This window comes from Devosia sp. (genome assembly GCF_036563435.1).
Lineage (GTDB): Bacteria > Pseudomonadota > Alphaproteobacteria > Rhizobiales > Devosiaceae > Devosia.
The window spans coordinates 163,808-189,079 of record NZ_DATCMJ010000018.1; the positions used below are offsets into that span (position 1 = coordinate 163,808).

Sequence of the window (25,272 nt, forward strand, 5' to 3'; positions counted from 1 at the left end):
CTTACTTCCACTTGCTGGCGGTTGCGATCGAGCGTGTGGCGAAGCGCAGCTCGTCGGAAGGCTTGTCATGCTCGGCGACGAAATACTCAGCCTTGGTCTTGCTGGTCACCTTGCCGATAAGGTTGTCCCAGTCGAGCACGCCATGGCCGACATCGGCCCAACCGTCTTCGTCGGCGTTCTGGCCGCTGGGCGCGATATCCTTGACGTGCACTGCCGTGATGCGGCTGCCATAGCGGTCGAACCAGGCAATGGGATCAGCCTTGCCGCGAACGACCCAGGCGACGTCGCATTCCCATTCGATGCTTGGCGCAGTCTCAAGAATGATTTCCATAGGCGTACGGCCCGAGGTGGTGGGCACAAATTCGAAGTCGTGATTGTGCCAGCCGAAGCCGTAGCCTTCCTTGGTATAGGTCTCGCCAGCCTTGGCCAGCATTTCAGCCAGTTCAAGCCACTTGGACTCGTCTTCGCTGCGCCCTTCGGGGCCGATATGGGGGCAGTATATCTTCTTCATACCGAGCGCCTCGGCGGTCTTGAGCGTGGTGGAAACGTCAGCCACCTGCGCTGGCCCAAAATGGCCGGTCGGCATGGAGAGACCGTTTTTCTTCAGCGTCGCGGCAAGAGCGGCCGGATCGCCATAGAGCCCGCCGTAGCCCTCGACCTGGGTGTAGCCAAGCGCACCCAGTTTAGCGAGGAATTCTTCCTGGTTAGGATAGTTGCGGGCGCTGTAGAGCTGGAATGACAGAACCGTCATTTTGGCCTCGTTGTAACGTTGGAATGGACAGTTGCACCGCTTGAGCGCTGCAATGACTAAGGATGTTTCGGGAAGCTGTCGCGCCGCAAAGACAGGCCGACCAGCATGAAAGTAAGAGTGCCGCCATCAAGAGCGGCGCGCGGCGCCCGAAGGCGCCGCATCTATGCCTCTAGAGACGATTGGTCGTTTCAGCGTTGAAGATCGAGCCGCGGCCTGGATCGAAGCCGATCCGCACCTTCTGCCCCGTTTGGATGACCACATCGCTGTCGCAACGGAAGGTAATCGCCTGGTTGCCGATGCGCGTCCAGGCGAGCGTGTCGGAGCCCATCGGCTCGACAATCTCGATTTCGGCATCGGTAACAAACGGCATGCCCGCGGCCTCTTCACCCAGGGCGATATGCTCCGGACGCACGCCGAGCACAGCCTTTGTCGATCCGCTGGCGGGTGTCTCGAAGGCATAGCTGCCCACCGGGATCACCACACCATCTTCGGTGGTAAAGGTCGTGCCCGACAGCGTGCCCTGGAACATATTCATTTGCGGCGAACCGATGAAGCCTGCCACATAGAGGTTGGTGGGCTTGTTGTAGATGGTATGCGGGTCCGCCAGTTGCTGAATGACGCCGTTCTTCATGACAGCAATGCGGTCGGCAAGCGTCAGCGCTTCGATCTGATCGTGCGTCACGTAGATCATGGTGTTCTTGAGACGCTGATGCAACCGCTTGATCTCGACGCGCAGGTCCGAGCGGAGCTTGGCATCAAGGTTTGACAGAGGCTCGTCGAACAGGAACACGTCCACGTCACGCACCAGGGCGCGGCCGATGGCCACACGCTGGCGCTGACCACCCGACAGGTTGGCCGGCTTGCGATTGAGCAGCGGCTCGATCTGCAGGATTTCGGCGGCACGGGCAACACGCCGGTCGATCTCGTCCTTCTTCATGCCGGAGACGCGAAGGCCGAAGGACAGGTTCTTTTCGACCGACATCTGCGGATAGAGCGCGTAGGACTGGAACACCATGCCGATGCCGCGGTCCTTTGGCTCGAGCCAGGTGACGTTCTTGCCGCCGATAAAAATCTGGCCCTCCGAGATATCGAGGAGGCCGGCGATGCAGTTGAGCAGGGTCGACTTGCCGCAACCGGATGGGCCAAGCAGGACGATGAACTCACCGCGGGCAATCTCGAGGTTCAGATGTTCGAGAACCTTCACGCTGCCGAAGTTCAGCGACAGGTCGCGGATGGAAACGCTGTTTTGCATTCGATTATCCCTTCACCGCGCCAGCAGCGACACCGCGGACGAACCACTTGCCGGACACGAAATAAACCGCCAGCGGCACAAGACCGGTCAGAACGGTAGCGGCCATGTTCACGTTGTATTCGGGCGTGCCCTGGGCCGAGTTGACGATGTTGTTGAGCTGAACGGTCATCGGGTAGTTCTGCGTGCCGGCAAAGACCACGCCGAACAGGAAGTCGTTCCAGATACCCGTGACCTGCAGGATCAGCGCCACGACAAAGATCGGCAGCGACATGGGCAGCATGATCTCGAAGAAGATGCGCCAGAATCCAGCTCCGTCGACACGTGCCGCCTTGAATAGTTCCTGCGGCAGCGAGGCGAAGTAGTTGCGGAACAACAGGGTCAGGATCGGCATGCCGAAGATGGTGTGCACGATGATAACCGCCTGCAGCGTTCCGAAAATACCCAACTCACGGGTGATCATCACCATGGGGTACAGAAACACCTGGTAGGGAATGAAGGAGCCAAAGATCAGGATGGCAAAGAAGATCTCGGAGCCTTTGAAGCGCCAGTTTACCAGCGCATAGCCATTCACCGCCGCAATGAAGATCGAGACGATCGTGCTCGGGATGGTGATCTTGACCGAGTTCCAGAAGCCAGGTGCCAGACCCTGGCAGGTCAGGCCCGTGCAGGCACTGGTCCAAGCCTTCACCCAGGCATCGAAATTGGGTGCCGTCGGCAAGGCGAAGATATTGCCAAAGCGGATCTCGGGCATTCCCTTGAGCGATGTCGAAAACATCACATAGAGCGGGAACAGGTAGTAAAGCGAGAACATCACCAGAACCGAATAGATGATGATCTTGCGCGGTGTGAAGAACGGCTTCGGGCGCGGGCCACTGGCCTCGACGGAACCGGCTACGGCGGGCGCCGAACCGGTTATGGTTGCGGTCTGGCTCATGCGCGACGTCCCTTTCCGCCGAATTCAAGATAGGCCCATGGGATCATGATGATCAGGACAGTCAGCAGCATCATGGTAGCCGCCGCGAGGCCCTGCCCGATGTTTCCGCCCGAGAACATGTAGTTGTAGACATACTTGGCCGGCACTTCCGACGAGATGCCTGGCCCGCCATTGGTGAGCGCCACAACCAGGTCGTAGAGACGCACAATGCCCGAGCCAATGATTACTACCGCGGTGACGAGCACGCCACGCATCATCGGCAGCACGATCGACACGTAAGTGCGCCATGTCGGAATGCCGTCGATGCGGGCAGCCTTCCAGATTTCTTCGTCCACGCTGCGCAAGCCGGCAAGCATCAGCACCATGCAAAAGCCGGTGCCATGCCAAAGGCCGGCGATCAGCAGGGCGAAGAGCACCATACGTGGATTGGCAATCCAGTCGAAGGTGAAATTCTCGAAACCTAAGTTGCGCAGGGTCCCCTGCAGCCCGAGGGTCGGATTCATGATCCACTGCCACACCAGACCCGTCACGATGAAGGACAGGGCGAAGGGATAGAGCATGATGGTACGGAAGGCGCTCTCGAAGCGGATTTTCTGATCGATCAGCACCGCTAGGATGAAACCGATCACCAGCGTGAAGATCAGCGACATCACGCCATAGGCGAGAAGATTGTAGATCGAGACATTCCAGCGCGAGGTTGCAAACAGCCGCTCATATTGCTCGATGCCGATGAACTTGCCGGTGGGCAGAAGCTTCGAGTTGGTGAACGAGTAGTAGATCGTCCACAGGGTACAGCCAACGAAGACGACCAGCACGGCGGCCATCATGGGCAGCGCAGCGAACTTGGCGGGCAAGTTGTGAAGAAAAATTCTTTTCAGCAGGCTCGGTCGGTTGACCGTGACGCCCGCCTCCAAAGGAAGGGCAGTGTCCGCCATTAATATCTCCTGGAGAAGTGGCCGACCTTGGCGTTCAAGGCCGGCCACGTTTTCATTGCCGGGAGCGAACTCCCACTTAGCCAGGCAGAGACTTAGTCGGCCGACTCGATGATCGAGGCATAGCGCTCGATGTAGTCATCAACCGTAATGCTGTCGTCGTCGAGGAACTCGGTGTTGAGGTCCTGGGTCTGCTGCTGGGCATCGCTGGAGAGGTTGGCGTCGCCGGTTGCCAGGAGGCCGTTCGGAAGCAGTTCCAGAGCCTTCTGCATGCAGGGATTTGCTTGGCTCAAATCGATGTCGGTCCGGATGGGCATGGAGCCCTTGACCATGTTGAACTTGAGCTGGGCTTCTGGCGAGATCAGGATGCGAGCAAGGTCTGCCTGCGCCTGGATCACGGCCGGGTCGGTACCTTCCGGCAGGACCGGGAAGTAGAACGAGTCACCGCCACCGCCGAGCTGGGTGCCGAGGCCAAGAGCGGGGAGACATTCGTAGTCTTCGCCGGGAACGCCTCCTGCAACCTGCAAATCGCCGGCGAGCCAGTCGCCATGGATGTTGCCGGCCGCAGTGCCTTCAAGCAGCTGCGTGCCAACATCGCCGAAGGAGGGGACCATGGTCTCAGGCGAAACAACCTTGCGCAGCGAATCGAGAGCCTCGACCACCTTGCGGAATTCGGGGCTGCGAACAGCTTCCGGGTCCTTGTCGACATAGACGCGGTTGATCAGTTCCGGACCGCCCAGAGCAGACATCAGCACGCCAGGGATGCCCGAGAAAGGCCAGCCGGTGGCGAGACCAAAGGGCTGAATGCCGGCTTCCTGCAGAGCCGGCCAGGACGCAACATACTCGTTCCAGTCCTTGGGAACGGGCTGGCCGATCTTTTCGTATGCAGCGGTGGACAGCCACAGCCAATCCCACGAGTGGATGTTGATCGGCAGGCAATAGAGACCGCCTTCATAACGGCAGGCATCGAGCAACTTCGGATCGACGTAGAAGCTTTCGATATCCATGTCGGCAACGACGTCGGTGAGGTCGCGCATCAGGCCGGCCTGAATGAGCTCTTCAGCGTCGCGGCCGGTGTTCATCTGGGTAGCGCCCATCGGGTCGCCGCCGATGATGCGGCTGATGATGACCGGATTGGCGCCGGTGCCCGAGCCGGCTAGAGCCGAGTCGACCCAGTTATTGCCGGTCTGTTCTTCAAAGACCTTGGCGAATTCGGCGATAGCGGCAGCTTCACCGGCAGACGTCCACCAGTGCGTCACTTCGAGATCAACAGCCATGGCCGAGCTCGAACCCATCAATGCGGTTGCCAAAGCAGCAACCACGGTAAACTTCTTCATAGATTGTCCTCCCAACGAACACCTGGAACGCCCAGCGCTCCCCGACGCCACCAGCCGCAAGGCTGCCTTCTTGTGAGGCATCCCGAGCTGGCCGCATGTATCGATTGCATAGGATAATCCTAAAGTTCCGCAATCGATTGCATTACCTTCCTACACGTGTTGCGCCGCTGTCAACACAGATTTACACGCAATGCATAGCTGAGTGAAAAGTGCGCATCCCACTGCGGGGGGATGAGTGCAGAAGTTTGCACACAGCCAACTGTTTAGCTCCACGACATTCAACACGTGGAGGGAGCGGTGGAGCCCCCCCCTGCCCTGAAGACGGGAGAGCACTGTAAGTTACAGCGCTGCCGCGAGATCCTCGCGCACTCCATTGGAATAAGCGGTGCCGGATGTGGGTCAAGGCGGCACAGAAACAGGACGCTCCGAACTACCGATACGAGCCTGCCGATACCCGAAAAGCCATTCCCTTTGGCTCAAAATGCGCTAAACGAAACCCATCGGTCCCGTAGCTCAGCTGGATAGAGCAGCAGCCTTCTAAGCTGTTGGTCACAGGTTCGAATCCTGTCGGGATCGCCAACGCTCGGGTTGGCGCACCATAGGATGCCCTTTACAGGCTCAATGGAAGCTCCTGTTCGATCTGTCTCTGGCACTGCCGGGGCGCGTGGAGGTCAACGCGCAAGTGTAAGTTAGCCGCTTCCTTGTGACCTAAGCAGGCGCACATCCCAAAAGGTTCGCCACAGAAGTGTCGGTGGTATGCGATCAAGCCGGGCGTTGACGCTGACGCAGCTGAGTAGGTCAAGCTGATACTCAGTAGAGGCTTCCCTTGTAATCTCTGATGCTGATGCAAAATTGGCACGTATCACTACCTGACATGTTCTGGCATCCGCCGAGTGCTCCTCCGGCAACCCGCACTGATGCGTTCAGCCTACCGCATGGGCCTCGCAGCTTAGCGCAAAGCTGCTGTTTCACCTGACGGCTTCGAGCGGCAACCGTTCTCATCGAAACTGCTGACGGGCAAAATTTGGCGCCATCCCCGTTCTGATCGACCTGTGCTGGAATGTATGGCTGCTTATCGGCTCGACCTTTAGCCTATTTTGCTCCTCTGCCGGTGATTTTCAAAACTGCGGAGCCTAGCCCGCGACCATTTTGTCTATAAGCTTTGTAGACTAATGGAGGTTAAGCATGACATACCGCATCGTAGGATTTTCTGGCAGCCTCGGGGCGCCCTCAAAGACCAAGGCGCTGGTCGAACTGGCGCTGGCGCAAGCTTCGGAGCGCTTCGGCGTCACGGTCGAAAGCTACGATATGGCCGAGATCTTGCCGTCGCTGGTTACGGCCGCCGGAGGACAAGGGGCGCTCGACAGCACCGGGCAGGCGGTTCTCCAAAAGATCGTCTCGGCTGACGCGCTGGTCGTGGGCAGTCCGGTCTACAAGGGCAGTTACACCGGGCTCTTCAAGCACGTCTTCGACCTCATCGATCCCAAGGACCTGGCGGGTAAACCGGTATTGCTGACCGCCACGGGCGGCGGCGAAAAACATGCTCTTGTGATTGAACATCACCTGCGGCCGCTGTTCGGCTTCTTTGAAGCGGTGACGCTTGCCACCGGTATCTATGCGGGCGCCGCCGACTTCGCCGATGGCAAGCCCGCTTCGCCCGCCCTGCTGTCCCGGCTCGATCGCGCCGTCGACCAGTTCGCCCCATGGCTCGGCTGGTCCAACGCCGACCCCGTCACCATCGCAGCTGAATAGCGCAGCAGGCCGCGTTCCGGCGCACCTGTTCATCCCCATTTCCAGGAGTACACAATGACCCGCAAGATTCGCCTTGGTGCCTTTCTTCCCGGTGGCGGCCAGCATATCGCTGCCTGGCGTCATCCCGACCAGCCCGCCGATGGCGCCACAAGCTTCGAGTTCCACAAGGAGCTGGCCCAGACCGCCGAGCGCGGCCTGTTCGACGCCTATTTCCTGGCCGATGGCCTTGCTATCGCCTTTGGTGGTGGCATCGAGGGCGGCAATGCCAAGGTCGCCGGCTTCGAACCGGTCACGCTGTTTTCGGCGCTCGCACCGCTGACCGAGAACCTGGGCTTCATCGCCACCGCCTCCACCACCTACGAAGAGCCCTACAATCTCGCCCGCAAGTTCGCCTCGCTCGACCTCATCTCGAACGGCCGCGCCGGCTGGAACGTGGTGACGACAGCGACGGAATCGGCGGCGCACAACTTCAACCTCGATGCCCAGCATCCCCACGCCTTCCGCTATCGCCGGGCCGCCGAGCACGTGGAGGTAGTCAAGAAGCTCTGGGAGAGCTTTGAGGACGACGCCTTCCTGCGCGACAAGGAAAGCGGACGCTTCTTCGACCCGGAAAAGGTCCACTACACCGACCACAAGGGCGAGCACTTCAAGGTGCGCGGCCCCCTCAACGTTTCGCGCTCGCCCCAGGGTCATCCGGTAATCGTTCAGGCTGGACAATCGGAAGACGGCCGCGGCCTCGCCGCCACGACGGCGGAAGTGATCTTCACCGCCCACCAGCATCTGGCGACGGCGCAGGAATTCTACCGCGACATCAAGTCCCGGGCCCGTGCCGCGGGTCGCGACCCCGCCCACATTCTCGTCATGCCGGGTGTGGCGCCCTTTATCGGGCGGACGCTCGAGGAAGCCCAGGCCAAGTACGATCGCCTGACGAGCCTCATCATCGAGGAAGATGGCATCGCGCTCCTCAACGGCCTCACCGGTGGCACGCTCGATCTTTCCGGCTACGACCTCGATGGTCCGCTGCCGCCGGCGCCGCCCACCGAGGGCATGAAATCGCGCCAGGCGCTGATCCGGCAGATCGCGGACGAAAACAACTTCACCATTCGCCAGCTTTATCAGTGGATCGCCACGGCCCGCGGCCATTTCACCATCGTGGGCACGCCTGAAACCATCGTCGACACGCTCCAGGACTGGTTCGAGAACGAGGCCGCCGACGGTTTCAACATCCTGCCGCCCTGGCTACCGACCGGGCTCGACGACTTTGTCGAACTGATCGTCCCGGAACTGCAACGCCGGGGCCTCTACCGCACGGAATACGAAGCCAGCACCCTGCGCGGCAATCTGGGGCTGCCCTATCCCACCAATAGCTGGACCGTCTCGCGACAACCGGCACAGGCCGCGGAGTAGATGCCATGACCATCCAGAACATCGATCATTCCGTCGACCTGCCGCTGCGTCAGGCGCCCTCCCTCGCGCTGTCCGGGCGCCTCGTTCGCCCATTGCATTCCATCTGGTCGCGCTATGGCCTGTTGCTCGCCTTTCTGGCGCTGTGGCAGGTATCGGCCACGGAGGGCTGGATCAACCCCTCCATCTTCCCGCCGCTCCACGTGATCGGTGGCGCCCTATTCAACGGCATCGCCTCGGGCGCGCTCGTCGATGACATTGCCATCAGCCTGCAACGCTCGGGCCTGGCCTTTGCGGCAGCGGTTGCCCTGGGCATTCCGCTGGGCCTCTTCATGGGGCAGATCCGGGCGGTCGAGCGCGCCCTCGATCCGATCCTGCAGCTGTTCCGCCAGACCTCGGCCCTGGCGCTCTATCCGGTCTTCATCCTGCTGCTCGGCCTCGGCGAAACCTCCAAAGTCTTCGTGATCTTCTGGGCGACGCTGTTTCCGATCCTCCTGTCGACCATCGGCGGCGTGAAGGAAGTGGATAAAAAGCTGATCGAGATGGCCCGCACCTACGGGGCCTCGCGGCTCACGGTTTTCCGCCGCGTCGTACTGCCCGCCTCGGCCCCGGCCATCTTTGTCGGCCTGCGCCTTTCGGCGACCACGGCCCTGCTGCTGCTGATCGCTGCCGAAATGATCGGCGCCAACAAGGGCATCGGCTTCCAGGTGATGAATGCCCAATACAACTTCCAGATCCCCCTGATGTTTGCGGCGATCGTACTCCTGGCCCTGCTGGGGCTAGCTGCCAACGCCATCCTCATCCTGCTGCAAAGCCGACTCTGCCGCTGGGCCGAGATTGCTCGCTGAACGGCCACGCCTTTGCACCCTCTCCTCAAGGAAACAAAATGACCTTCTCCTTCCGTAGCTTTGCCTTCGCCACCACGGTGTTTGCAGCCCTGACCGGCGCCGCTGTCGCCGAAGACGTCACCATCCGCTATCTGGGGGGCAGCGGCGGCCTCTCCGCCCATGAACTCGCCGCCGAGCTTGGCTATTTCGAAGGCACCGGCATAACGCTGGAAAATGTCGGCAATGCCGCCGGCGGCCCCGAATCCCTGATCGCCCTTGCCGGGGGCAGCGTCGATCTTGGCAGCGCAGCCACCGCTGCCGTGCTCAATTCCATCGCCGCCGGCAACGACTTCGTGGCCGCCTACCCCTCCAACGGCATCACCGAAGAGGCCCAGTCGATCTTCTACGTGCTCGAAGACAGTCCGATCAAAGAGATCAAGGACATCGTCGGCAAGACCATTGCCGTCAATACGCTGGGCGCGCATCTCGAATATGCCGTGCGCGAGGCTCTGCACCAGAATGGCCTGCCGCCCGACGCGGCCAATCTGATCGTCGTTCCGGGACCACAGCTGGAGCAGGTCCTGCGCTCCGGGCAGGTCGACATCGCCGCCTTCGGCTACTGGCAGACCACGTTTGAAGGTGCCGCTCGGCAGAATGGCGGGCTGAGGAAGGTCTTTGGCGATACCGAAGTGCTGGGCGAAATCGCTGGCGGCTTCGTGACCCTGCGGCGTGACTGGGTCGAGGCGCATCCTGAGGCCGCCCGGATCTTCGTTGAGCAATCGGCCCGTGCGCTCGACTATGCACGTGAATTCCCCGAAGAAACCAAGGTGGTGCTGAGGGACGCCCTCAATGAGCGTGGAGAGAACGGCGATCTCGCCCAGTACTTCCAGGGCTATGGCGTGCGCGAAGGCGGCCTTGCCGTCGAGCGTGACGTCCAGTTCTGGATCGATGTTCTCGAACGCGAAGGCAAGGTAGCGGCCGGTGTGCTGTCGCCGAGCGAGATCCTCTTTGTGGCCAATGACGCCGTGGCGTCCAAGTGAGGCCGTGATGAGCTTGGAAGCAACCACCAGCCGCGGCGAGGTCACCATTCGTGACCTTGCCAAATCCTTCGCGCTCAACGGCCAGCGCCTCCAGGTCCTCAAAGACCTCAACCTCAACATCGAGCCGGGGGAGAGCCTGGCCATTGTTGGCGCCAGCGGATCGGGCAAGACCACCCTGCTCCGCGTTCTCGCCGGGCTCGAAACCGCCGATGGCGGGCAGGTGCTGATCGATGGCGAACCGATAAGCGGCGTCGGCACCGAACGGGCCGTGATCTTCCAGGAGCCCCGGCTTCTGCCCTGGCTGACCGTGTTGGACAATGTCGCCTTCGGCCTCGAAACCAGGGGTGTCGACAAGGAGCAGGCCAAGACGCGCGCGCGTCACTACATTCGCCTTGTTGGCCTGCAGGAATTCGAAACGGCATTTCCGCGCCAGCTATCCGGCGGCATGGCGCAGCGCGTCGGCATTGCCCGGGCCCTGACGGTGCAGCCGGAAATCCTGCTGCTCGACGAGCCGCTGGGGGCGCTCGACGCCATGACCAAGATCACCATGCAGGAAGAGCTGGCCCGCATCTGGCACGAGGAAAGGGTGACCATGATCCTTGTCACCCACGACCTCGAGGAAGCCATATTCCTCGCCGACCGCGTGCTGGTCCTGCCCAGGCAGCGCGGCGCCGCACCGCGCCTGATCGAGGTCGACCTGCCACGCCCGCGTGATCGCAATGAACCGAGCTTTGTCGAAATGCGGCGGCGCCTCATGGCCGAATTCGGCCTGCACTGACGAGACCACCGGCTGGCGTTGTCCTCGGCAATGGAGCAGGAAATGCAACAATCATTTGGAGCCCCATATAACGGCGATCCGTGGCGGCGCAGCGCAGCGGAAGCGCTGGTGGTGTTCCCGCCACAGGCGCCCCGCTTGTCTCCCATCATGCCGGACCGTATAACCCGGACACCTCTGCCGGATGGTCCGGTTTGTGCCGGACGCACGCCAATGCTCACTCGAAAAGGCAAATATGGCCTCAAGGCCCTGGCCGCTCTTGCGCAAGCAGGAGAGGGCCAACTGCTGGGCGTGGCGGAGGTGGCGCGCGCCAATGCCATTCCCAAGAAGTTTCTCGATGCCATTCTTGCCGAATTGCGCAATGCGGGCTTTGTGCGCAGCCGCAAGGGGAAGCTGGGCGGCTATGGCCTCGCCCGTGCCGCTGACGAGATCATGATCGGCCATGTCATACGGGTTCTCGACGGGCCGCTGGCGCCCATTCCCTGTGCCAGCCGCACGCGCTATCAACCCTGCGATGACTGCGACGTCGAGACCTGCCAGGTGCGCCACCTGATGCTGGAAGTGCGCAATGCCATTGCCGAGGTCCTGGACAAGACCAGTCTTACCCAGCTCACCGCACTGGGCGGCGCCGATGCCCTCCCCAACATCATGACGGCATGAGGATCGCCTCGTGAGCCCCGTGGGAAAAACCATCACCATCATTGGCGGCGGCGCCAGTGGCGTCCTGCTCGCCGCACACCTGCTGCGCAGCGACGACCCGGACCTGCGCGTCACATTGATCGAGCGGCAGGGCCAGTTGGGCCAGGGCCTCGCCTATTCTGCGCGCATGCGCCACCACCGTGTTAATGTCCCCGCCCGTGGCATGAGCGCATTCGCCGACTCTCCGGACCATTTCTGGCGCTGGCTGCAGCGGCGCGAACCGGGCAGGCATGCGAGCAGCTTCGTCTTCGTGCCGCGCCGGCAATATGGGGCCTATCTCGAGGATGTGCTGCGTGAAGCAGGCGACCGCATCCCCGGACGGTTGCGTGTGCTGAGCGAAGAGGTTCTTGCCCTCAACGAGACACGCGTCGGCGTCGAGACGCTCCTTGGCAACGGAACAAGCATTGCCAGCCACTGGGCAGCGCTGGCGGTCGGGCATGAAACCCAGGCCGCTCGCGGACGGGGCATCGCCGTGCGCTCCGGCTCGGAAAGCGATACGCCGCTCGACCCGGACGCCAGCGTGATGATCCTCGGTTCGGGGCTGAGCATGGTCGACGCCTGGATCTCCCTGGCCGAGGCGCAGCATCGCGGCCCCATCACAGTGGTGTCCCGCAATGGCCTCCTACCCACCGGCCATCGCGATGTGGCTCCCCTCAGCATCGACGCGGCGGATGTGCCCTTTGGCACCAGCCTCACCTACCTTGCCCGCTGGTTCCGCGACCTTGTTCGCGAGACCGAAAGCCAGGGGGGCGACTGGCGCAGTGTGGTCGATGGGCTGCGGCCCTATAACCAGCGCCTGTGGCAGAGCTGGCCGCAGCGCGAGAGGCGGCAGTTCCTGCGCCACGTACGGCCCTGGTGGAATGTCCATCGCCATCGCCTGCCCCCGGATCTGCACGCCCGCCTGGTGCAAGCGGTCGCCAGGGGCCAGGTCACTCTGGTCGCCGCGGAATTTGTCGGCATCGAACGCTCAGAAACCGGTGTTCGGGCAACGCTGAGACCACGCGGAACCGACGAGCGGCAGATCATGGACGTGGCGCGCGTCTACGATTGCGGCGGCGTCAGTGTGGATGTCAGGGCCAGCAACAATCCCCTTGTCCAGCATCTGGTCCGGACCGGGGCAGCCCAGGCGGACAGCATGCATATCGGGCTCGACATCGACGACCATTGTGCCCTCGTGGGCGCCGACGGCAACGTATCGCAGCGGGTGCGCGTGGTCGGCCCCCTGACGCGCGGGCGCTTTTTCGAGATCGAAGCCGTCCCCGACATTCGCCTCCAATGCCAGGCTTTGGCTGAATCGATTCTGCGAGCTGAATAGATCTCTGCGTATTTTGACGCCTGTCTACTGGAGATGATCTAGGTCAGACCATCAGTGTCGGTGGCAACTTGCAGGGTGCATCATCTTGCCAAGGCACGATCTGGATCACACTAACGGCGAGGCTTCATCAGATAAAACCAGTGATCTTGGCCTTCCGCACGGCGAAGTGTAAACTAAATGGCAATTCAACACTCAGCTCTTCCGCCAGCTAAAAGTCGAAGCCCATCTGTGAGACTGGTGCAGCAGATGGCGAGAAAGTTGGTTCAATCTGGCTGACCTTCGCTGTTTTTGCTGGCTTTGGCTTCGCCAATATGACTCCCGGCGGCGGAGCCTGCACCGTTTCCACCGCCAGCGCTGCGCCTTGCTTCCGCTGCATCGCAGCGAGCCATTCCACGACGGGCTTCAACTTGCCGGCATGCAGCGCATATAGGTTTTCACGCCCACTTTTTTTCTCGCTGATCAGCTTGGCTTGCTTGAGAACCCGCAGATGGCGCGAAATGGCTGGGCGGCTGATCTTGAAGGCACCGGCCACAACATGCACGGGCTTGGGGCCCTCCTGCAGAATTTCGATGATCCGGCAGCGGGTGGGATCGGCAAGGGCTACAAGAACGGCGATGGGGGGCATGCGTGTCTCACGGATTTCACCTCGCAGTAGTAACGGCAGAGTTACCCGTCAAGCGCAGGGCCGTGGTTGCAACGGGTTATGCACCACAAGCGTTAAGCCGCCGAACCTGCTGCGCAATCTGCTTCGGCAAGAGGTGCGGCCAACCCGCTGAATCGAGACTAGAAACCGTGTTTGAACCGCCGACCAGCTATTCATGGTGGAGCCGCGAGCAGCGCCCCTTCACCTTGGCCGAGAAGATCGTCGATGGCGCCGTCCATGTGCTCGGCCTGGTTGGCGCGCTGATCCTGGGCAGCGCCCTTCTATCGATAGCGCTTGTGGAAACGGCGCCCGACGCTGTCCCTGCCCTTGCTATCTACCTCGCTTCGCTGCTGGCCGTCCTTGGCGTCTCGCTTGCCTACAATCTTTGGCCCGTTTCACCGGTCAAGATGTGGCTGGCCCGCTTCGACCAAGCCGCAATATTCCTGTTTATCGCGGGTACCTACACGCCCTTTCTCGCCGTGCTGGGCGGCACGACGACCGGCACGCTGATGACCAGCTTCGTCTGGGGCGCGTCCCTGGTTGGCGTTGCCCTCAAGCTGATCGTCCCTGAGCGCTTTGGCCGGCTTGCCATCGTCCTCTATCTCGCCATTGGCTGGAGCGGACTTCTGATGTTCCAGGCCTTGGCGCAGAGCCTTCCGGCAAGCACGCTCTGGCTGCTGCTGGCGGGCGGCATTACCTACTCCTTGGGCATCATCTTCCACCTTTGGGAACGGCTCTATTTCCAGAACGCCCTCTGGCACGCCTTCGTGGTCACCGGCGCTAGCCTGCACCTTTGGGCAGTGATCGACTGCATGGTAATCCACAGGCTCTAGCTTATTCAGCCTTGATGCGGTCGTGCTCCATGGTGTCACCGGCTTCGAGACCGATCTCGGCTGCGCGGCCGCCCGGTATCTCGAGCACGAACTGAACCGGACCGTCGGACGGAATGCTGGTCGGATCATGCGGGCGGGCATTGGCATGGACATTCCTGACCACACCGTCCGCACCGACAAAGATCATGTCGAGCGGAATGAAGGTATTGCGCATCCAGAAGGCGACGGGGCGCTCTTCCTTGAAGTCGAACAGCATCCCGGCATCATCGGCCAGTTCGGTGACATACATCAGCCCCTTGGCCCGGGACTCCGGTGTGTCTACCACCGATACGTTGAACTCGTAGTCGCCGGATTGGGTATGAAGGGTTAGCTGGCTCTCGTCAGCCAGCACAGCCAAGGGGGGCACCAGCAGGCTCAGGGCGAGCGCGACGGCCCCGCATATGGCAGCAGGAGCAAGGCCTTGAACAATCATGTTCATGTGATGATTCCTAGTGGGAAGACGGCGCGTCGCCCCAGCCATCGGGCCGAATTTCGGCGACCATAAGGCCCTTGGGCCCGTGACCGTAGCGCACCAGCACATGCTGTCCCGGACGCAACTCGGTAATGCCGAAGCGGCGCAGCGTTTCCATATGGACGAAGATGTCCGGAGCACCCTCGCCTTCCGACAGGAAGCCGAAGCCACGGATGCGGTTGAACCATTTCACTTCCAGCCGCACCATGCCCGATGTCGGCTCCACCACGACATGGGTGCGCGGCGCCGGCATCTGCGCCGGATGGCGGGCGGTGGATTCATCCATGGAAATGACCCGAAAGGCCTGCAGACCACCGGGGCGGTTGAGGGCCTCCACGACGATGCGCGCGCCCTCATAGGCCGTCTGATAGCCGTCGCGGCGCAGGCAGGTCACATGGAGCAGCACGTCGGCCATGCCGTTGTCGGGCACGATGAAGCCGAAGCCCTTGCCGGCATCGAACCACTTGATGGCGCCCGAAACCTCGATCGTGTCGAGGCTTGCGTCACCCGCCGGTGCCGCATTGGAGCGCGCCAGCACCTCCGTGCGGTTCTCGTGCTCGCCTGTTGTCTTGGCGCCCATGCTATCCAAGCCCTTCGTACTCGCCTCGCCGCCGCAAGGTACTAAACAATATCGACTCACTCTGGCCGATTCAGCGGCGATTGTTAAGGCTTTGTTTGGGATTGGTGCGGGTTGCCGCTGCCATTTTGGCTTGTTAGGCCTCGGCGCAGTCAATCCACCAGGAGAAGAGACGTGAAATACCTGCACACGATGGTGCGTGTCACCAATGTCGAGGAAAGCCTGCGCTTTTACTGCGAAGGCCTCGGCCTCGAGGAAGTGCGCCGCACCGAGAACGAAAAGGGCCGCTTCACGCTGATATTCCTGCGCGCGCCCAGCGACGCCGGTGGCGAGGTCGAGCTGACCTACAACTGGGATCCGCAAGAGTACACCGGAGGCCGCAATTTCGGCCATCTCGCCTACCGTGTGGCCGATATCTACAAGCTCTGCCAGCATCTGAGCGACATGGGCGTCACCATCAACCGCCCGCCGCGCGATGGCCATATGGCCTTCGTGCGCTCTCCTGACGGCATCTCCATCGAGCTGATCCAGGAAGGCACCCTGCCCCCGCAGGAGCCCTGGCTTTCCATGCCGAATACCGGCACCTGGTAAGCCGACCGCTCACTTAACGTCTTGCTAACCGTGGCGCTTAGCGCCCGGTTAGCGAAACCGATCGTATTTTAGCGACTACTCAGAACCAAGCTTGTTTGTTGCTCAAGCGCAACACCGGCCACTGGATGTCGCGATGCCCGCTCCCCTCCGCTCCCTTGCCGCCCTCCTTGTTTGCACGCTGTCCCTGGCGGCCTGTGTGCCGATGGCGCTTTTTGCCAGCGGCAGCGGCTCCGCCTATGCGGGAAAGAGGAGTGACTGGGGCACCTATGTGTCCAGCCGCGAGGTGAACGCCTTCTGCCTGTCCCCCAAGCTGCGTTTCCTGATCTGGGAATTCGAGGGCCAGTTCGGCCGCAAGGTCATCATGAATTCGGGCTACCGCGACAGTCAGCACAATGCGGCTGCTGGCGGCGCCGATAATTCTTACCATACCAAGTGCATGGCGGCCGATTTCTACATTCCGGGCGTCGATAAGCAGCAGCTGATCGCCTACGCAATCAACCGCAGCAGCGCCGGCGGCGTTGGCTGCTATCCCGGCCGTCAATTCATCCATGTGGACGTGCGCGACCGCCCGCGCGGCTACAAGCGGCCGGTGACTTTTTCGGGCTGTTGAAAAAGTTGAGCTATTGCACGCAAATGGGTTGCGCGGATCAAATCATCCCACTATACGACCGTCACCAGCGCTTAGGCGCCCTTCGTCTATCGGTTAGGACGGCACCCTTTCACGGTGCAGAGAGGGGTTCGACTCCCCTAGGGCGTACCACCCCCCTTGCTGGCGGGGCTGCTGAGAGCTAGCATCGAGTTCCTCGCTCCGCGCCCATCGTCTAGCGGTCAGGACACCGCCCTCTCACGGCGGGAACAGGGGTTCGATTCCCCTTGGGCGTACCAGCGGCATCAAGCGCCAGGCTTGAATGTTCACTCACCTGTATTGTTTACCCGTTGTCCGCAGCATCTTGCGGGATAGCTGCTTTTTCGCGCGTCCTGGTGATGCAGCGCTCACCTCCCTGCCTTTCCTCCTAGGCTGTAGAACCAGGAGGGAAAGTGCTCCTGCCCGGATTGTGCAAGAAAGTCAGCACAACGATCAGACGCCATCTAACAAATGTTAAGTTGTTGAAGCAACGGGGGTTAGTCTCGGCAACCTCGGTATGAGGCTTCCATTGAGGCACTACAGTATGGCCGCGCAAGGCCGGAGGAGTGCTGACCATGATAACCGATGTGAAGCCTGTGTCGGGCGACTTGCAGCTTAAGGCTATGGAGGTAGTTTCCGCAAAGGTTTATCGTGGCCCGCACCTTTACAGCCAGCTGCCCATGATCCAGATCCAGCTCGATCTGGGCTCGCTCGAAGAATGGCCCACTAATACTATCGAAGGGTTCGCAGACCGCCTGGTCGCGTTGCTGCCCGGTCTGTGGGAGCACGGATGCTCCTATGGTGAGCCGGGTGGCTTCGTACGCCGAATGAACGAGGGAACGTGGCTGGGCCATGTCATTGAGCATGTCGCTATCGAGCTGCAGTCCCGGGTCGGTATGCGCGTGACTCGCGGCAAGACCCGCAGCGTCAAGGGGCGCCCCGGCGTCTACAACATCCTCTTCTGCTTCGCCGACGAAAGGGTGGGCTTGGCCGCTGGCCGACTCGCGGTCGAGTTGGTCAACAGCCTCCTTCCTGATCATCTCCGGGGCATCAGCGGGCTCGACGAGATCTGCGAAGGTGAGGTCTTCACTGATTTAGCTGCCGGCTTGGAACGGCTCACCGACCTTGCCGCATACCGCGCCTTTGGCCCCACTACAGCATCGCTAATTCACGAGGCCGAGCGCCGCCACATCCCATGGCAGCGCATGGACGACTCGAGCTTGATTCTGTTTGGCCACGGCAAGCACCAAAAACGCATTCGCGCCTCCTGTTCCGACATGACGTCGGAAGTGGCGACCGAGATTGCCGCCGACAAGGACCTGACCAAGCTGCTGCTCGATCAAGCGGGTCTGCCTGTTCCTAGAGGCGAACTGGTCCGCTCGGCGGATGATGCCGTGAGCGCGGCTCGGGACCTCGGCTATCCCGTTGTCACCAAGCCGCTCGACGGCAATCACGGCCGCGGTGTCAACATCGATCTCCAGACGGAGGCCGACGTGCGCTGGGGCTTCGAACAGGCGCGCGAGCATGGCCGCACCGTCATTGTCGAACGCTATTTCAAGGGCGCTGATCACCGCATACTCGTGATCGGCGGCCAGGTCGTCGCCGTCGCCAAGCGCATTCCTGCTCATGTAGTGGGCGACGGGGTCCGCACCATTCGCGGGCTGATCGACGAAGTGAACCAGGATCCGCGGCGTGGGGTGGGACATTCCTCCGTCCTGACCCGGGTTGAAGTTGACGATTGCGTCGAACGCTTTCTTGGCGTCAGCGGCCTCACCATCGAATCCGTGCCCCAAGTGGGGCAGGAAGTATACCTACGCCCCACCGCGAACCTTTCGACCGGCGGTACGGCCATTGACCGCACTGACGAAATCCATCCCGAAAATGCCCTTATCGCCCGCCGCGCCGCACAGATCGTGGGCCTCGACATCGCCGGCATCGACTTTGTCTGCCCTGACATCGCCCAGCCGGTCAGCAAGACCGGCGGCGGCATCATCGAGGTCAATGCCGGTCCGGGCTTCCGGATGCATCTCGAGCCCTTCCAGGGGCGCCCGCGGAATGTGGCCCGACCCGTGCTCGACATGCTGTTCCCCGATGGCTCGACCGGACGCATTCCGATCTTCGCCATTACCGGCACCAACGGTAAGTCCACGACGGCGCGCATGCTCAATCATATCCTCAGGCACGCGCACTACAATGTAGGCCTCACCTCAACCACAGGCGTCTACCTGGACGGGCAGCGGGTGATGACGGGCGACTGTTCCGGCCCACGAAGCGCCCGCGTCGTGCTGCGCGAGCCCGGCGTTGATGCGGCTGTGCTTGAATGCGCCCGCGGCGGCATCCTGCGCGAGGGCCTAGCCTTCGACGAGTGCGACGTCGCCGCTGCCCTCAATGTCACCGAGGATCATTTGGGGCTCAAGGGCGTCGACACGATCGAGGATCTGGCCGCCGTCAAATCGGTGGTCGTGGAATCTGTCCGCCGCGGCGGCTGGAGCATCCTCAATGCCGACAACGAGCATACTGCGGCCATGGCGCAGCAAGCGGGCGGGCAGATCTGCTACTTCACGCTCAAGGATCAGGCTGAATGGCCGCAATGGTTGGTGGAGCATGTCGAAAAAGGCGGCCGCGCCATCAACCGCCAAGGGATGGGCGAAGGCTGGGACATCGTCATCCACGAAGACAATGAGGCGATCTACTTCATGAAGGTGCAGGATATTCCCGCAACCTTCGAAGGCTGGGCTGAGTTCAACGTCGCCAATGCCTTGGCCGCCGTCGCCATGGCGCACTGCCACCGCGTACCGCTCAACACGATCCGCGCTGCGATGCGGGACTTCACCACATCCTTCGAGGATTCGCCTGGGCGGCTCAACATCCATGACGGGCATGGTTTCCGCACCATCCTCGACTATGCCCACAACCCGGATGGCCTGCGGGCGCTTGGCCACCTGGTCACCAAGATGCGCAGTCGCCATCGGCGGGTGATCGGCATGGTCGGCACTGCGGGTGACCGGCGCGACAGCGACATTCGCGAAATGGGGTCGCTGGCAGCCCGCCTGTTCGACGTCCTCGTGCTTAAGGAAGACGACATGCTGCGCGGGCGCGAGTCCGGGACGATCGCAGCATTGATGCAGGAGGGTGCCACAGCCGCGGGCTGTTCAGCCGACCGCATCTACACCGTCCTGCCCGAAGACGGCGCGACCGATCTCAGCCTCAGGCTGGCACGGCCTGGTGACCTCGTGGTGCTGATGGCCGACCACATAGAGGAGGTTTGGGACCAGATCCTCGCCTTCGATCCTGTGCACGCGCCGCTCGGCTCAGTCGATGCAGTGCAACTGCGGAGTGCTTCATGATGTGGGCGATCATTCTTCACGGCGGCGCCAAGGAAATCGAACCTGAAGAGGCCGAGGCCCACCGCCACGGTTGCCTTAAGGCATTAGCGGCGGGCCGCTCCGTTCTCCAGTCCAATGGCTCGGCTGCCGACGCCGTAGAGGCGGCCATTCGCGAACTGGAAAGCGATCCCACCTTCAATGCCGGCTATGGCAGCGCCCTCAACGCCGATGGCGAGGTGGAGATGTGCTCGGCGCTGATGGAAGGTGGCGAACTCAATGTGGGTGGCGTCTCCATTATCCAGGGCGTTCGCCACCCGATCAGCGTCGCCCGGGCCATGCTGCATGAGACGGAAATTCTTCTGTCCGGCCCCGGCGCGCGCCGCTTTGCGGCTGAACGCGGGCTCGAACTCTGCGATCCAGCGGATCTGATCCCACCCAAAGAACAGAAAGCCAAGCAAACGGGGACGCACGACACAGTTGGTTGCATCGCCCTCGATATGAGCAAACGCCTCGCCGTTGGCACCTCGACTGGAGGCCTCGACGGTTCACCCGTGGGGCGCGTCGGCGACTCGCCCCAGCCTGGCTGCGGCTACTATGTCGACGACAAGGTCGGTGCCGTAGCCTTCTCTGGCGATGGCGAGCACATCGCGCGTAAGATGCTCGCAGCGCGTGTCATGCACCGTCTTTCCGCGGACGAACCGGAGGGCGCGCTCCAAGACGCTCTCGATCATGTCGCCGCGATCGGTGGCGAAGCCGGTGGTATCGTCCTCACCCCTGCCGGAGAGTTTGGCTGGCGCCACAACAGCCGCGACTTCGCCGTGGCGTTCCAGAACAGCGACCGTGACAGTCCCGAGGCTTTCACCCGCAAGGGCGATGCCTCATGACGCGGGCCAAGCAAGCAAGCGGCAAGCAGGGCACGCTCATCATCATCGGCGGCCATGAAGACCATGACGGCGACAAGATCATCCTCAAGGAGGTGGCCAGCCGCATCCGCAACGGAAAGCTGGTCCTGGCGACGGTCGCCTCACATGAGCCGGAGGGGTACCTCGAAAAGTACCAGGCCTCTTTTGCGGAGCTTGGCATTGGCGAAGTCACCGAGCTTTACGTCGAAGATCGTGTCGAGGCGAGCGATGCCGGAAAGCTCCAGGCGCTGGACGAGGTGGAGGCTGTGTTCTTTTCGGGCGGCGACCAGCTCCGCATCACTAGCCAGATCGGCGGCACCCCGATCTTTGACCGCGTGAAGGCGATCTATGAAGCCGGTGGGACGATTGCCGGCACCTCGGCCGGAGCATCGATGATGAGCGATACAATGCTGGTCAAGGGTACGAGCGGCGCATCCTTTCGCATCGGCGATGTGCGCATGGCGCCGGGCCTCGGCCTGCTTTCCAATGTAATCATCGATCAGCATTTCGCGGAACGGGGGCGCATCGGACGGCTCATCGGCGCCGTCTCGCAGAACCCGCGTGAGCTCGGTATCGGCATCGATGAGGACACGGCCATTGTGGTGGAAGGCGAGCAGTTCCGCGTGATCGGCAGTGGTGCCGTCTACCTGGTCGACGCCTATGGCGCTACCCATTCCGACGTCGCCGAAGCCGACAGCCGCACGACCCTCTCCATCCACGACCTCACGCTTCACGTGCTCAGCACCGGCGACAAATTCGATCTAGTCACCCGACGTCCCCATAGGCCGTGAACCGGAGGTTTGCGGAACGAGGACGTGAACAAGCCATTAGTACGGTAGACAGAGGAGGTCGCCATGACCCAGCCGAACAAAGATAATCCATCCAATCCGTCGCCGGACGCGCAGGCCCCGGAAGACATCCATCAGGTGACGCAGGAGAACCAGGACCGAAACAGGCCAGACCAAAGCCAGGTAGCCCAGCAAGGTCAGAGCGTCGCCAACGACAGCAGCGCGCCCGGCTACGGCGCTGAGAAGAGCCAGAGCAAGCCACGCACGAATGGCACCGAAAACGAGAACGATCGTGTCGATGACCTTGGCGACAGTGACTAAGCAACAAGGCCCGTTCCGAAAGGAAGCATGATGACTAGCTTGAAAGACGTGCCGAATGGTGAGTTACGCCCTGAGAAAAGCGAACTTCAGTTGGCAGATATGCGGATTCGCGATCTGGAGACTGAACTGGAGCAAGCGCGGCAGGAGATTGCCCGGCTAAGGCGCGAGTTGGAGTCCTTACTACCCTCCAGCAGACGCACCGACGAGACTTCGCCACCAGGCTAACCGCATGTCTCAGGCCGGCGCCCTCTCCACATGGTGACGGCCAATTGGTACGATCATTGGCGTTTCGGACACGGGGTCGACAACGATACGCGACGTCATGCCAAAGACGTCGGCAACCACCTCCTCCGTAATCACGGCGCTCGGCCGCCCTTCCGCCACAAGCTTGCCGGCCTTCATGGCTACGATGTGGTCGGCATAGCGGCAGGCCAGGTTGAGGTCGTGCAGCACGACCACGATGGTGCGGCCATTGTTGCGCACAAGGTCGGTCAGCAGATCGAGCACTTCTACCTGGTGATTGATGTCGAGGAACGTGGTTGGCTCATCCAGCAGAAGCAGGTCCGTCTCCTGCGCTAGCGCCATGGCGATCCAAACCCGCTGGCGCTGCCCTCCTGAAAGTTCATCCACCGGCCGATCCGCCAGTTCCAGCGTGTCGGTGGCGCGCAGCGCCTGGGCAACAGCGGCATCGTCTTCCGGAGTCCAGCGGCGGAACCAGCCCTGATGCGGATAGCGTCCACGGCCCACAAGGTCAGACACGGTGATGGCATCCGGGGCGATCGGCGACTGAGGCAGGACGCCGAGGACGGTCGCGACCTCGCGCGTCGGCATCTGGTGGATGGGCTTGCCATCGAGATAAACGGCCCCGCGCGTTGGCGACAGGAGGCGCGCCAGGCCCCGCAGCACCGTCGACTTGCCGCAGGCATTGGCGCCGACAATCACGGTGAGCTTCCCCGGCGGAATGGCAAGGTCCAGCGCGGAGACGATCTGGCGGTCGCCATAGCCGAGATCGAGACCCGCAGCGAGCAGTTGGTGGCTAACGGTCATGGCATCTCCCAATCAATTCACGCGCCCCGAACGGCCCGAGGCCATCAGCAGCCAGAGGAGGAACAGCGCACCGCAGGCGCCGGTGACGACCCCCACGGGCAATTGCGTCATGGGCAGGAGGTGCTGCGCCACAAGGTCCGAAACCAGCATTACCAGGGCCCCCACGAGGGCGGCATGGAGGAAGCCCCGCCCTGCCCCCTTGAGCAGATTGCGCGCAAGAGGTCCCGCGACGAAGGCAACAAAGCCGACCGGCCCCACGGCCGCGGTGGCGAAGGCGGCAAATCCCACTGCAACCAGCATGAGCCCCAGCCGCGTAGGCTCAACCGGCGCCCCAAGGGACCTGGCGGTGTCGTCGCCCAATTCCAGCGGATCGAGGTTGCGCAGGAGTGGCGCCAAGGCCAGCAGCAGCACGAGCATCGCAAGTGCCAGGACCGCTATGTCGTTAAAACGTGCGGCGTTGAGGCTGCCCACCAGCCAGGCCATTGCTTGCTGCACTTCATTGATGCGCGCGCGGGTGAAGATATAGGAGATGATCGCAATGAGAACGGCATCCATGCCGATGCCGATCAGCACCACCCGGTAAGGCGTCGCACCCTGGCGCCAGGCCAGCAGATAGATCGCGCTCGCGGTCAGGATTGCGCCGGCAAAGGCCCCGATCGACACTGCCAGTCCGGACCAGCCGAGGATGATGATGCAGAACACTGCAGCCGCGCTGGCGCCGCGCGAAATTCCGATAATGTCCGGACTGGCCAAAGGATTACGCAGAAGAGTTTGGAAAGTGATTCCAGCAAGGCCGAAGGCTGCGCCGGACAGTATGGCAAGGATCGCCCGAGGCAGGCGCACCTGCAGAACGATGAAGTCCACGCCGCGATCGGTGAGCCCTGTCAGGGGCGATAGTAGCGATCTGACAATGCCGCTAAGGGGCACCGGAAAATCGCCCAGCGACATGGCGGCAGCGAACGCCGCCGCCAGTGCCCCCATCAGCACGGCAGCCAGCCACCGGCGGTGGCGAGCCGAGCGGCGGCGACTTGCCTGAACAGGCGCGCTATCGACCAGAACAGTCATAGCGATGCAAGCTTTCGCCGGCGCACCAGAGCGATAAAGAATGGTGCCCCGATTAAGGCTGTGACGATGCCCACCTGTACCCCTCCTGGCGGCGACACCACCCGGCCCACGACATCTGCCCCCAACAGCAGAATAGGTGCCATCAGCATCGCGTAAGGAAGGATCCAGCGGTAGCTGGGTCCTGTGATCGCCCGCGCCATGTGGGGAACGGTCAATCCAACAAAGGCAATTGGCCCGGCCGCCGCAGTGCTGCCCCCGGCAAGAACAACTGCGGCCAGCCCCGAGAGCGCGCGTGTCATGGCAATACGTTGGCCCAGGGCCCGCGCCACCTCGTCTCCCATGGCAAGACCATCCAGCAACCGCGCACACGCAAATGCAAGGAGGGCTCCGACCACAAGGAAAGGTGCAACCTGCAAAACGATGTCGATGCTCCGGCCGGCCAGCGAGCCGACCTGCCAGAAACGGATTTCGTCCAGCGTTCTGGTGCTGGTCAGCAGAATGGCGTTGATGATCGAATAGAGCACCGCCGTCACCGCAGCCCCGGCCAGCGCAAGCTTGACCGGTGTTGCCCCTTCCCGCCCCAGGGACGCGACGGAATAGACAACGAACATCGCCGCTCCGGCCCCGCCAAAGGCGAGCCACACGTAACCGGATAGCTGCGTGAAACCGAAAAACGCGATGCCCAGAACCACCGCCAGTGCAGCGCCGGCATGGATGCCGAGGATGGATGGATCAGCCAGTGGATTGCGCGTTGCCCCTTGGAGCACCGCGCCGGCCAATCCCAATGCCACACCGACTAGGACACCCACCAGCGTCCGCGGCATGCGAAGGTCCCAGACGATGTGGTGCTCGGCATTTGCCGTATCGAATTGCGTAAGCGCCTGCCACACGACCTCGATCGGAATCGGGCGTGCACCCACCGCTAGAGAGAGAACGGCCACGGCCACTACGCTAACACTCAGCAGGAGCAGCCCGGCGAAAAGCCTGGCCGCCCGGTTGCCGCGCGAAGGTACCACCAAATGCAT

25 protein-coding genes and 3 tRNA genes are annotated in these 25,272 nt (G+C 62.0%); 17 read left to right on the plus strand and 11 right to left on the minus strand.

Features of this window, described 5'->3' with window-relative positions:
* Position 1 precedes the first annotated feature (1 nt).
* The 5 genes from VIL88_RS13300 to VIL88_RS13320 all read right to left on the minus strand — a co-directional run bounded on the left by VIL88_RS13300 (position 2) and on the right by VIL88_RS13320 (position 5,206).
* The gene (locus VIL88_RS13300; protein WP_331989614.1) at positions 2-751 is read right to left on the minus strand and encodes a sugar phosphate isomerase/epimerase; all 750 of its coding nucleotides are present in this window, start codon (positions 749-751) and stop codon (positions 2-4) included.
* A 169-nt stretch (positions 752-920) separates the two neighbouring features.
* Positions 921-2,003, minus strand: a complete 1,083-nt coding sequence (locus VIL88_RS13305) for an ABC transporter ATP-binding protein (RefSeq protein WP_331989616.1) — start codon at positions 2,001-2,003, stop codon at positions 921-923.
* 4 nt (positions 2,004-2,007) lie between these two features.
* Positions 2,008-2,937, minus strand: coding sequence for a carbohydrate ABC transporter permease (locus VIL88_RS13310; RefSeq protein ID WP_331989618.1), 930 nt, complete (start codon positions 2,935-2,937; stop codon positions 2,008-2,010).
* Complete coding sequence (locus VIL88_RS13315; protein ID WP_414650152.1) at positions 2,934-3,851, minus strand: carbohydrate ABC transporter permease; 918 nt, start codon at positions 3,849-3,851, stop codon at positions 2,934-2,936. The genes VIL88_RS13310 and VIL88_RS13315 overlap by 4 nt, the downstream gene beginning before the upstream one ends.
* Before the next feature lie 113 nt (positions 3,852-3,964).
* Positions 3,965-5,206, minus strand: coding sequence for an ABC transporter substrate-binding protein (locus tag VIL88_RS13320; protein WP_331989622.1), 1,242 nt, complete (start codon positions 5,204-5,206; stop codon positions 3,965-3,967).
* Between the two features lie 502 nt (positions 5,207-5,708).
* On the opposite strand from VIL88_RS13320, the gene VIL88_RS13325 reads away from it, so the two are divergent.
* The 8 genes from VIL88_RS13325 (at position 5,709) to VIL88_RS13360 (ending at position 13,018) form a co-directional block, all read left to right on the plus strand.
* A tRNA-Arg gene (locus tag VIL88_RS13325) sits at positions 5,709-5,785 on the plus strand.
* Between the two features lie 606 nt (positions 5,786-6,391).
* On the plus strand, positions 6,392-6,958 hold the full coding sequence (gene msuE, locus VIL88_RS13330) for an FMN reductase (RefSeq protein ID WP_331989624.1): 567 nt from the start codon (positions 6,392-6,394) through the stop codon (positions 6,956-6,958).
* Between the two features lie 54 nt (positions 6,959-7,012).
* Positions 7,013-8,365, plus strand: a complete 1,353-nt coding sequence (locus tag VIL88_RS13335; protein ID WP_331989626.1) for an LLM class flavin-dependent oxidoreductase — start codon at positions 7,013-7,015, stop codon at positions 8,363-8,365.
* Between the two features lie 5 nt (positions 8,366-8,370).
* Positions 8,371-9,210 (plus strand): ABC transporter permease, encoded by an 840-nt coding sequence (locus tag VIL88_RS13340; RefSeq protein ID WP_331989628.1) that lies wholly within the window; start codon positions 8,371-8,373, stop codon positions 9,208-9,210.
* A gap of 38 nt (positions 9,211-9,248) precedes the next feature.
* The gene (locus VIL88_RS13345; RefSeq protein ID WP_331989630.1) at positions 9,249-10,229 is read left to right on the plus strand and encodes an ABC transporter substrate-binding protein; all 981 of its coding nucleotides are present in this window, start codon (positions 9,249-9,251) and stop codon (positions 10,227-10,229) included.
* A gap of 7 nt (positions 10,230-10,236) precedes the next feature.
* On the plus strand, positions 10,237-11,007 hold the full coding sequence (locus tag VIL88_RS13350; RefSeq protein ID WP_331989632.1) for an ABC transporter ATP-binding protein: 771 nt from the start codon (positions 10,237-10,239) through the stop codon (positions 11,005-11,007).
* 210 nt (positions 11,008-11,217) lie between these two features.
* Positions 11,218-11,664 carry an Rrf2 family transcriptional regulator gene (locus VIL88_RS13355; RefSeq protein ID WP_331989634.1) on the plus strand — a complete coding sequence of 149 codons (447 nt, stop codon included), beginning with the start codon at positions 11,218-11,220 and terminating at the stop codon, positions 11,662-11,664.
* 10 nt (positions 11,665-11,674) lie between these two features.
* Positions 11,675-13,018: an FAD/NAD(P)-binding protein gene (locus VIL88_RS13360; protein ID WP_331989636.1), complete on the plus strand. Its 1,344-nt coding sequence runs from the start codon at positions 11,675-11,677 to the stop codon at positions 13,016-13,018.
* A gap of 208 nt (positions 13,019-13,226) precedes the next feature.
* Here VIL88_RS13360 and VIL88_RS13365 read toward each other — a convergent pair whose 3' ends face one another.
* On the minus strand, positions 13,227-13,643 hold the full coding sequence (locus VIL88_RS13365) for a metalloregulator ArsR/SmtB family transcription factor (protein ID WP_331989638.1): 417 nt from the start codon (positions 13,641-13,643) through the stop codon (positions 13,227-13,229).
* Positions 13,644-13,810: 167 nt separating this feature from the next.
* On the opposite strand from VIL88_RS13365, the gene trhA reads away from it, so the two are divergent.
* Positions 13,811-14,494, plus strand: a complete 684-nt coding sequence (gene trhA, locus VIL88_RS13370) for a PAQR family membrane homeostasis protein TrhA (RefSeq protein ID WP_331989640.1) — start codon at positions 13,811-13,813, stop codon at positions 14,492-14,494.
* A 1-nt stretch (position 14,495) separates the two neighbouring features.
* On the opposite strand, the gene VIL88_RS13375 is transcribed toward trhA, so the two are convergent.
* Together VIL88_RS13375 and VIL88_RS13380 are read right to left on the minus strand one after the other, a co-directional pair.
* Positions 14,496-14,972, minus strand: coding sequence for a DUF192 domain-containing protein (locus tag VIL88_RS13375; protein WP_331989642.1), 477 nt, complete (start codon positions 14,970-14,972; stop codon positions 14,496-14,498).
* 10 nt (positions 14,973-14,982) lie between these two features.
* Entirely contained in the window at positions 14,983-15,585 is a 603-nt protein-coding gene (locus VIL88_RS13380) for a cold-shock protein (RefSeq protein WP_331989644.1), read from the minus strand.
* 171 nt (positions 15,586-15,756) lie between these two features.
* On the opposite strand from VIL88_RS13380, the gene VIL88_RS13385 reads away from it, so the two are divergent.
* The 8 genes from VIL88_RS13385 (at position 15,757) to VIL88_RS13420 (ending at position 22,135) form a co-directional block, all read left to right on the plus strand.
* Positions 15,757-16,173 carry a VOC family protein gene (locus tag VIL88_RS13385; RefSeq protein WP_331989646.1) on the plus strand — a complete coding sequence of 139 codons (417 nt, stop codon included), beginning with the start codon at positions 15,757-15,759 and terminating at the stop codon, positions 16,171-16,173.
* Between the two features lie 133 nt (positions 16,174-16,306).
* Positions 16,307-16,783 carry a YcbK family protein gene (locus VIL88_RS13390; protein WP_331989648.1) on the plus strand — a complete coding sequence of 159 codons (477 nt, stop codon included), beginning with the start codon at positions 16,307-16,309 and terminating at the stop codon, positions 16,781-16,783.
* 75 nt (positions 16,784-16,858) lie between these two features.
* Positions 16,859-16,933, plus strand: a tRNA-Glu gene (locus VIL88_RS13395).
* Between the two features lie 50 nt (positions 16,934-16,983).
* A tRNA-Glu gene (locus VIL88_RS13400) sits at positions 16,984-17,058 on the plus strand.
* Between the two features lie 315 nt (positions 17,059-17,373).
* Positions 17,374-20,145, plus strand: a complete 2,772-nt coding sequence (cphA, locus tag VIL88_RS13405) for a cyanophycin synthetase (protein WP_331989650.1) — start codon at positions 17,374-17,376, stop codon at positions 20,143-20,145.
* Positions 20,142-21,008 carry an isoaspartyl peptidase/L-asparaginase family protein gene (locus VIL88_RS13410; RefSeq protein ID WP_331989652.1) on the plus strand — a complete coding sequence of 289 codons (867 nt, stop codon included), beginning with the start codon at positions 20,142-20,144 and terminating at the stop codon, positions 21,006-21,008. The genes cphA and VIL88_RS13410 overlap by 4 nt, the downstream gene beginning before the upstream one ends.
* Positions 21,005-21,817: a cyanophycinase gene (locus VIL88_RS13415; protein ID WP_331989654.1), complete on the plus strand. Its 813-nt coding sequence runs from the start codon at positions 21,005-21,007 to the stop codon at positions 21,815-21,817. Before VIL88_RS13410 ends, VIL88_RS13415 begins: the two co-directional genes overlap by 4 nt.
* Positions 21,818-21,880: 63 nt before the next feature.
* Positions 21,881-22,135, plus strand: coding sequence for a hypothetical protein (locus VIL88_RS13420; RefSeq protein WP_331989656.1), 255 nt, complete (start codon positions 21,881-21,883; stop codon positions 22,133-22,135).
* Positions 22,136-22,369: 234 nt separating this feature from the next.
* On the opposite strand, the gene VIL88_RS13425 is transcribed toward VIL88_RS13420, so the two are convergent.
* The 3 genes from VIL88_RS13425 to VIL88_RS13435 are packed head-to-tail and all read right to left on the minus strand — an operon-like array spanning position 22,370 to position 25,272.
* Positions 22,370-23,182: an ABC transporter ATP-binding protein gene (locus tag VIL88_RS13425; RefSeq protein ID WP_331989658.1), complete on the minus strand. Its 813-nt coding sequence runs from the start codon at positions 23,180-23,182 to the stop codon at positions 22,370-22,372.
* A 12-nt stretch (positions 23,183-23,194) separates the two neighbouring features.
* Positions 23,195-24,247: a FecCD family ABC transporter permease gene (locus tag VIL88_RS13430; RefSeq protein ID WP_331989660.1), complete on the minus strand. Its 1,053-nt coding sequence runs from the start codon at positions 24,245-24,247 to the stop codon at positions 23,195-23,197.
* Positions 24,244-25,272, minus strand: coding sequence for a FecCD family ABC transporter permease (locus VIL88_RS13435; RefSeq protein ID WP_331989662.1), 1,029 nt, complete (start codon positions 25,270-25,272; stop codon positions 24,244-24,246). The genes VIL88_RS13430 and VIL88_RS13435 overlap by 4 nt, the downstream gene beginning before the upstream one ends.

Excerpts from the sequence above, each read along its gene's own strand:
- VIL88_RS13415 (WP_331989654.1), top strand. The coding sequence starts at position 21,005 with ATGACGCGGGCCAAGCAAGCAAGCGGCAAGCAGGGCACGCTCATCATC.
- VIL88_RS13305 (WP_331989616.1), bottom strand. The coding sequence starts at position 2,003 with ATGCAAAACAGCGTTTCCATCCGCGACCTGTCGCTGAACTTCGGCAGC.
- VIL88_RS13340 (WP_331989628.1), top strand. The coding sequence starts at position 8,371 with ATGACCATCCAGAACATCGATCATTCCGTCGACCTGCCGCTGCGTCAG.
- msuE (WP_331989624.1), top strand. The coding sequence starts at position 6,392 with ATGACATACCGCATCGTAGGATTTTCTGGCAGCCTCGGGGCGCCCTCA.
- VIL88_RS13435 (WP_331989662.1), bottom strand. The coding sequence starts at position 25,272 with ATGCATTTGGTGGTACCTTCGCGCGGCAACCGGGCGGCCAGGCTTTTC.
- VIL88_RS13430 (WP_331989660.1), bottom strand. The coding sequence starts at position 24,247 with ATGACTGTTCTGGTCGATAGCGCGCCTGTTCAGGCAAGTCGCCGCCGC.
- VIL88_RS13320 (WP_331989622.1), bottom strand. The coding sequence starts at position 5,206 with ATGAAGAAGTTTACCGTGGTTGCTGCTTTGGCAACCGCATTGATGGGT.
- VIL88_RS13355 (WP_331989634.1), top strand. The coding sequence starts at position 11,218 with ATGCTCACTCGAAAAGGCAAATATGGCCTCAAGGCCCTGGCCGCTCTT.
- VIL88_RS13310 (WP_331989618.1), bottom strand. The coding sequence starts at position 2,937 with ATGAGCCAGACCGCAACCATAACCGGTTCGGCGCCCGCCGTAGCCGGT.
- VIL88_RS13365 (WP_331989638.1), bottom strand. The coding sequence starts at position 13,643 with ATGCCCCCCATCGCCGTTCTTGTAGCCCTTGCCGATCCCACCCGCTGC.
- VIL88_RS13390 (WP_331989648.1), top strand. The coding sequence starts at position 16,307 with ATGCCCGCTCCCCTCCGCTCCCTTGCCGCCCTCCTTGTTTGCACGCTG.
- VIL88_RS13375 (WP_331989642.1), bottom strand. The coding sequence starts at position 14,972 with ATGAACATGATTGTTCAAGGCCTTGCTCCTGCTGCCATATGCGGGGCC.
- VIL88_RS13345 (WP_331989630.1), top strand. The coding sequence starts at position 9,249 with ATGACCTTCTCCTTCCGTAGCTTTGCCTTCGCCACCACGGTGTTTGCA.
- VIL88_RS13350 (WP_331989632.1), top strand. The coding sequence starts at position 10,237 with ATGAGCTTGGAAGCAACCACCAGCCGCGGCGAGGTCACCATTCGTGAC.
- VIL88_RS13335 (WP_331989626.1), top strand. The coding sequence starts at position 7,013 with ATGACCCGCAAGATTCGCCTTGGTGCCTTTCTTCCCGGTGGCGGCCAG.
- cphA (WP_331989650.1), top strand. The coding sequence starts at position 17,374 with ATGATAACCGATGTGAAGCCTGTGTCGGGCGACTTGCAGCTTAAGGCT.
- VIL88_RS13425 (WP_331989658.1), bottom strand. The coding sequence starts at position 23,182 with ATGACCGTTAGCCACCAACTGCTCGCTGCGGGTCTCGATCTCGGCTAT.
- VIL88_RS13300 (WP_331989614.1), bottom strand. The coding sequence starts at position 751 with ATGACGGTTCTGTCATTCCAGCTCTACAGCGCCCGCAACTATCCTAAC.
- VIL88_RS13410 (WP_331989652.1), top strand. The coding sequence starts at position 20,142 with ATGATGTGGGCGATCATTCTTCACGGCGGCGCCAAGGAAATCGAACCT.
- VIL88_RS13420 (WP_331989656.1), top strand. The coding sequence starts at position 21,881 with ATGACCCAGCCGAACAAAGATAATCCATCCAATCCGTCGCCGGACGCG.
- VIL88_RS13380 (WP_331989644.1), bottom strand. The coding sequence starts at position 15,585 with ATGGGCGCCAAGACAACAGGCGAGCACGAGAACCGCACGGAGGTGCTG.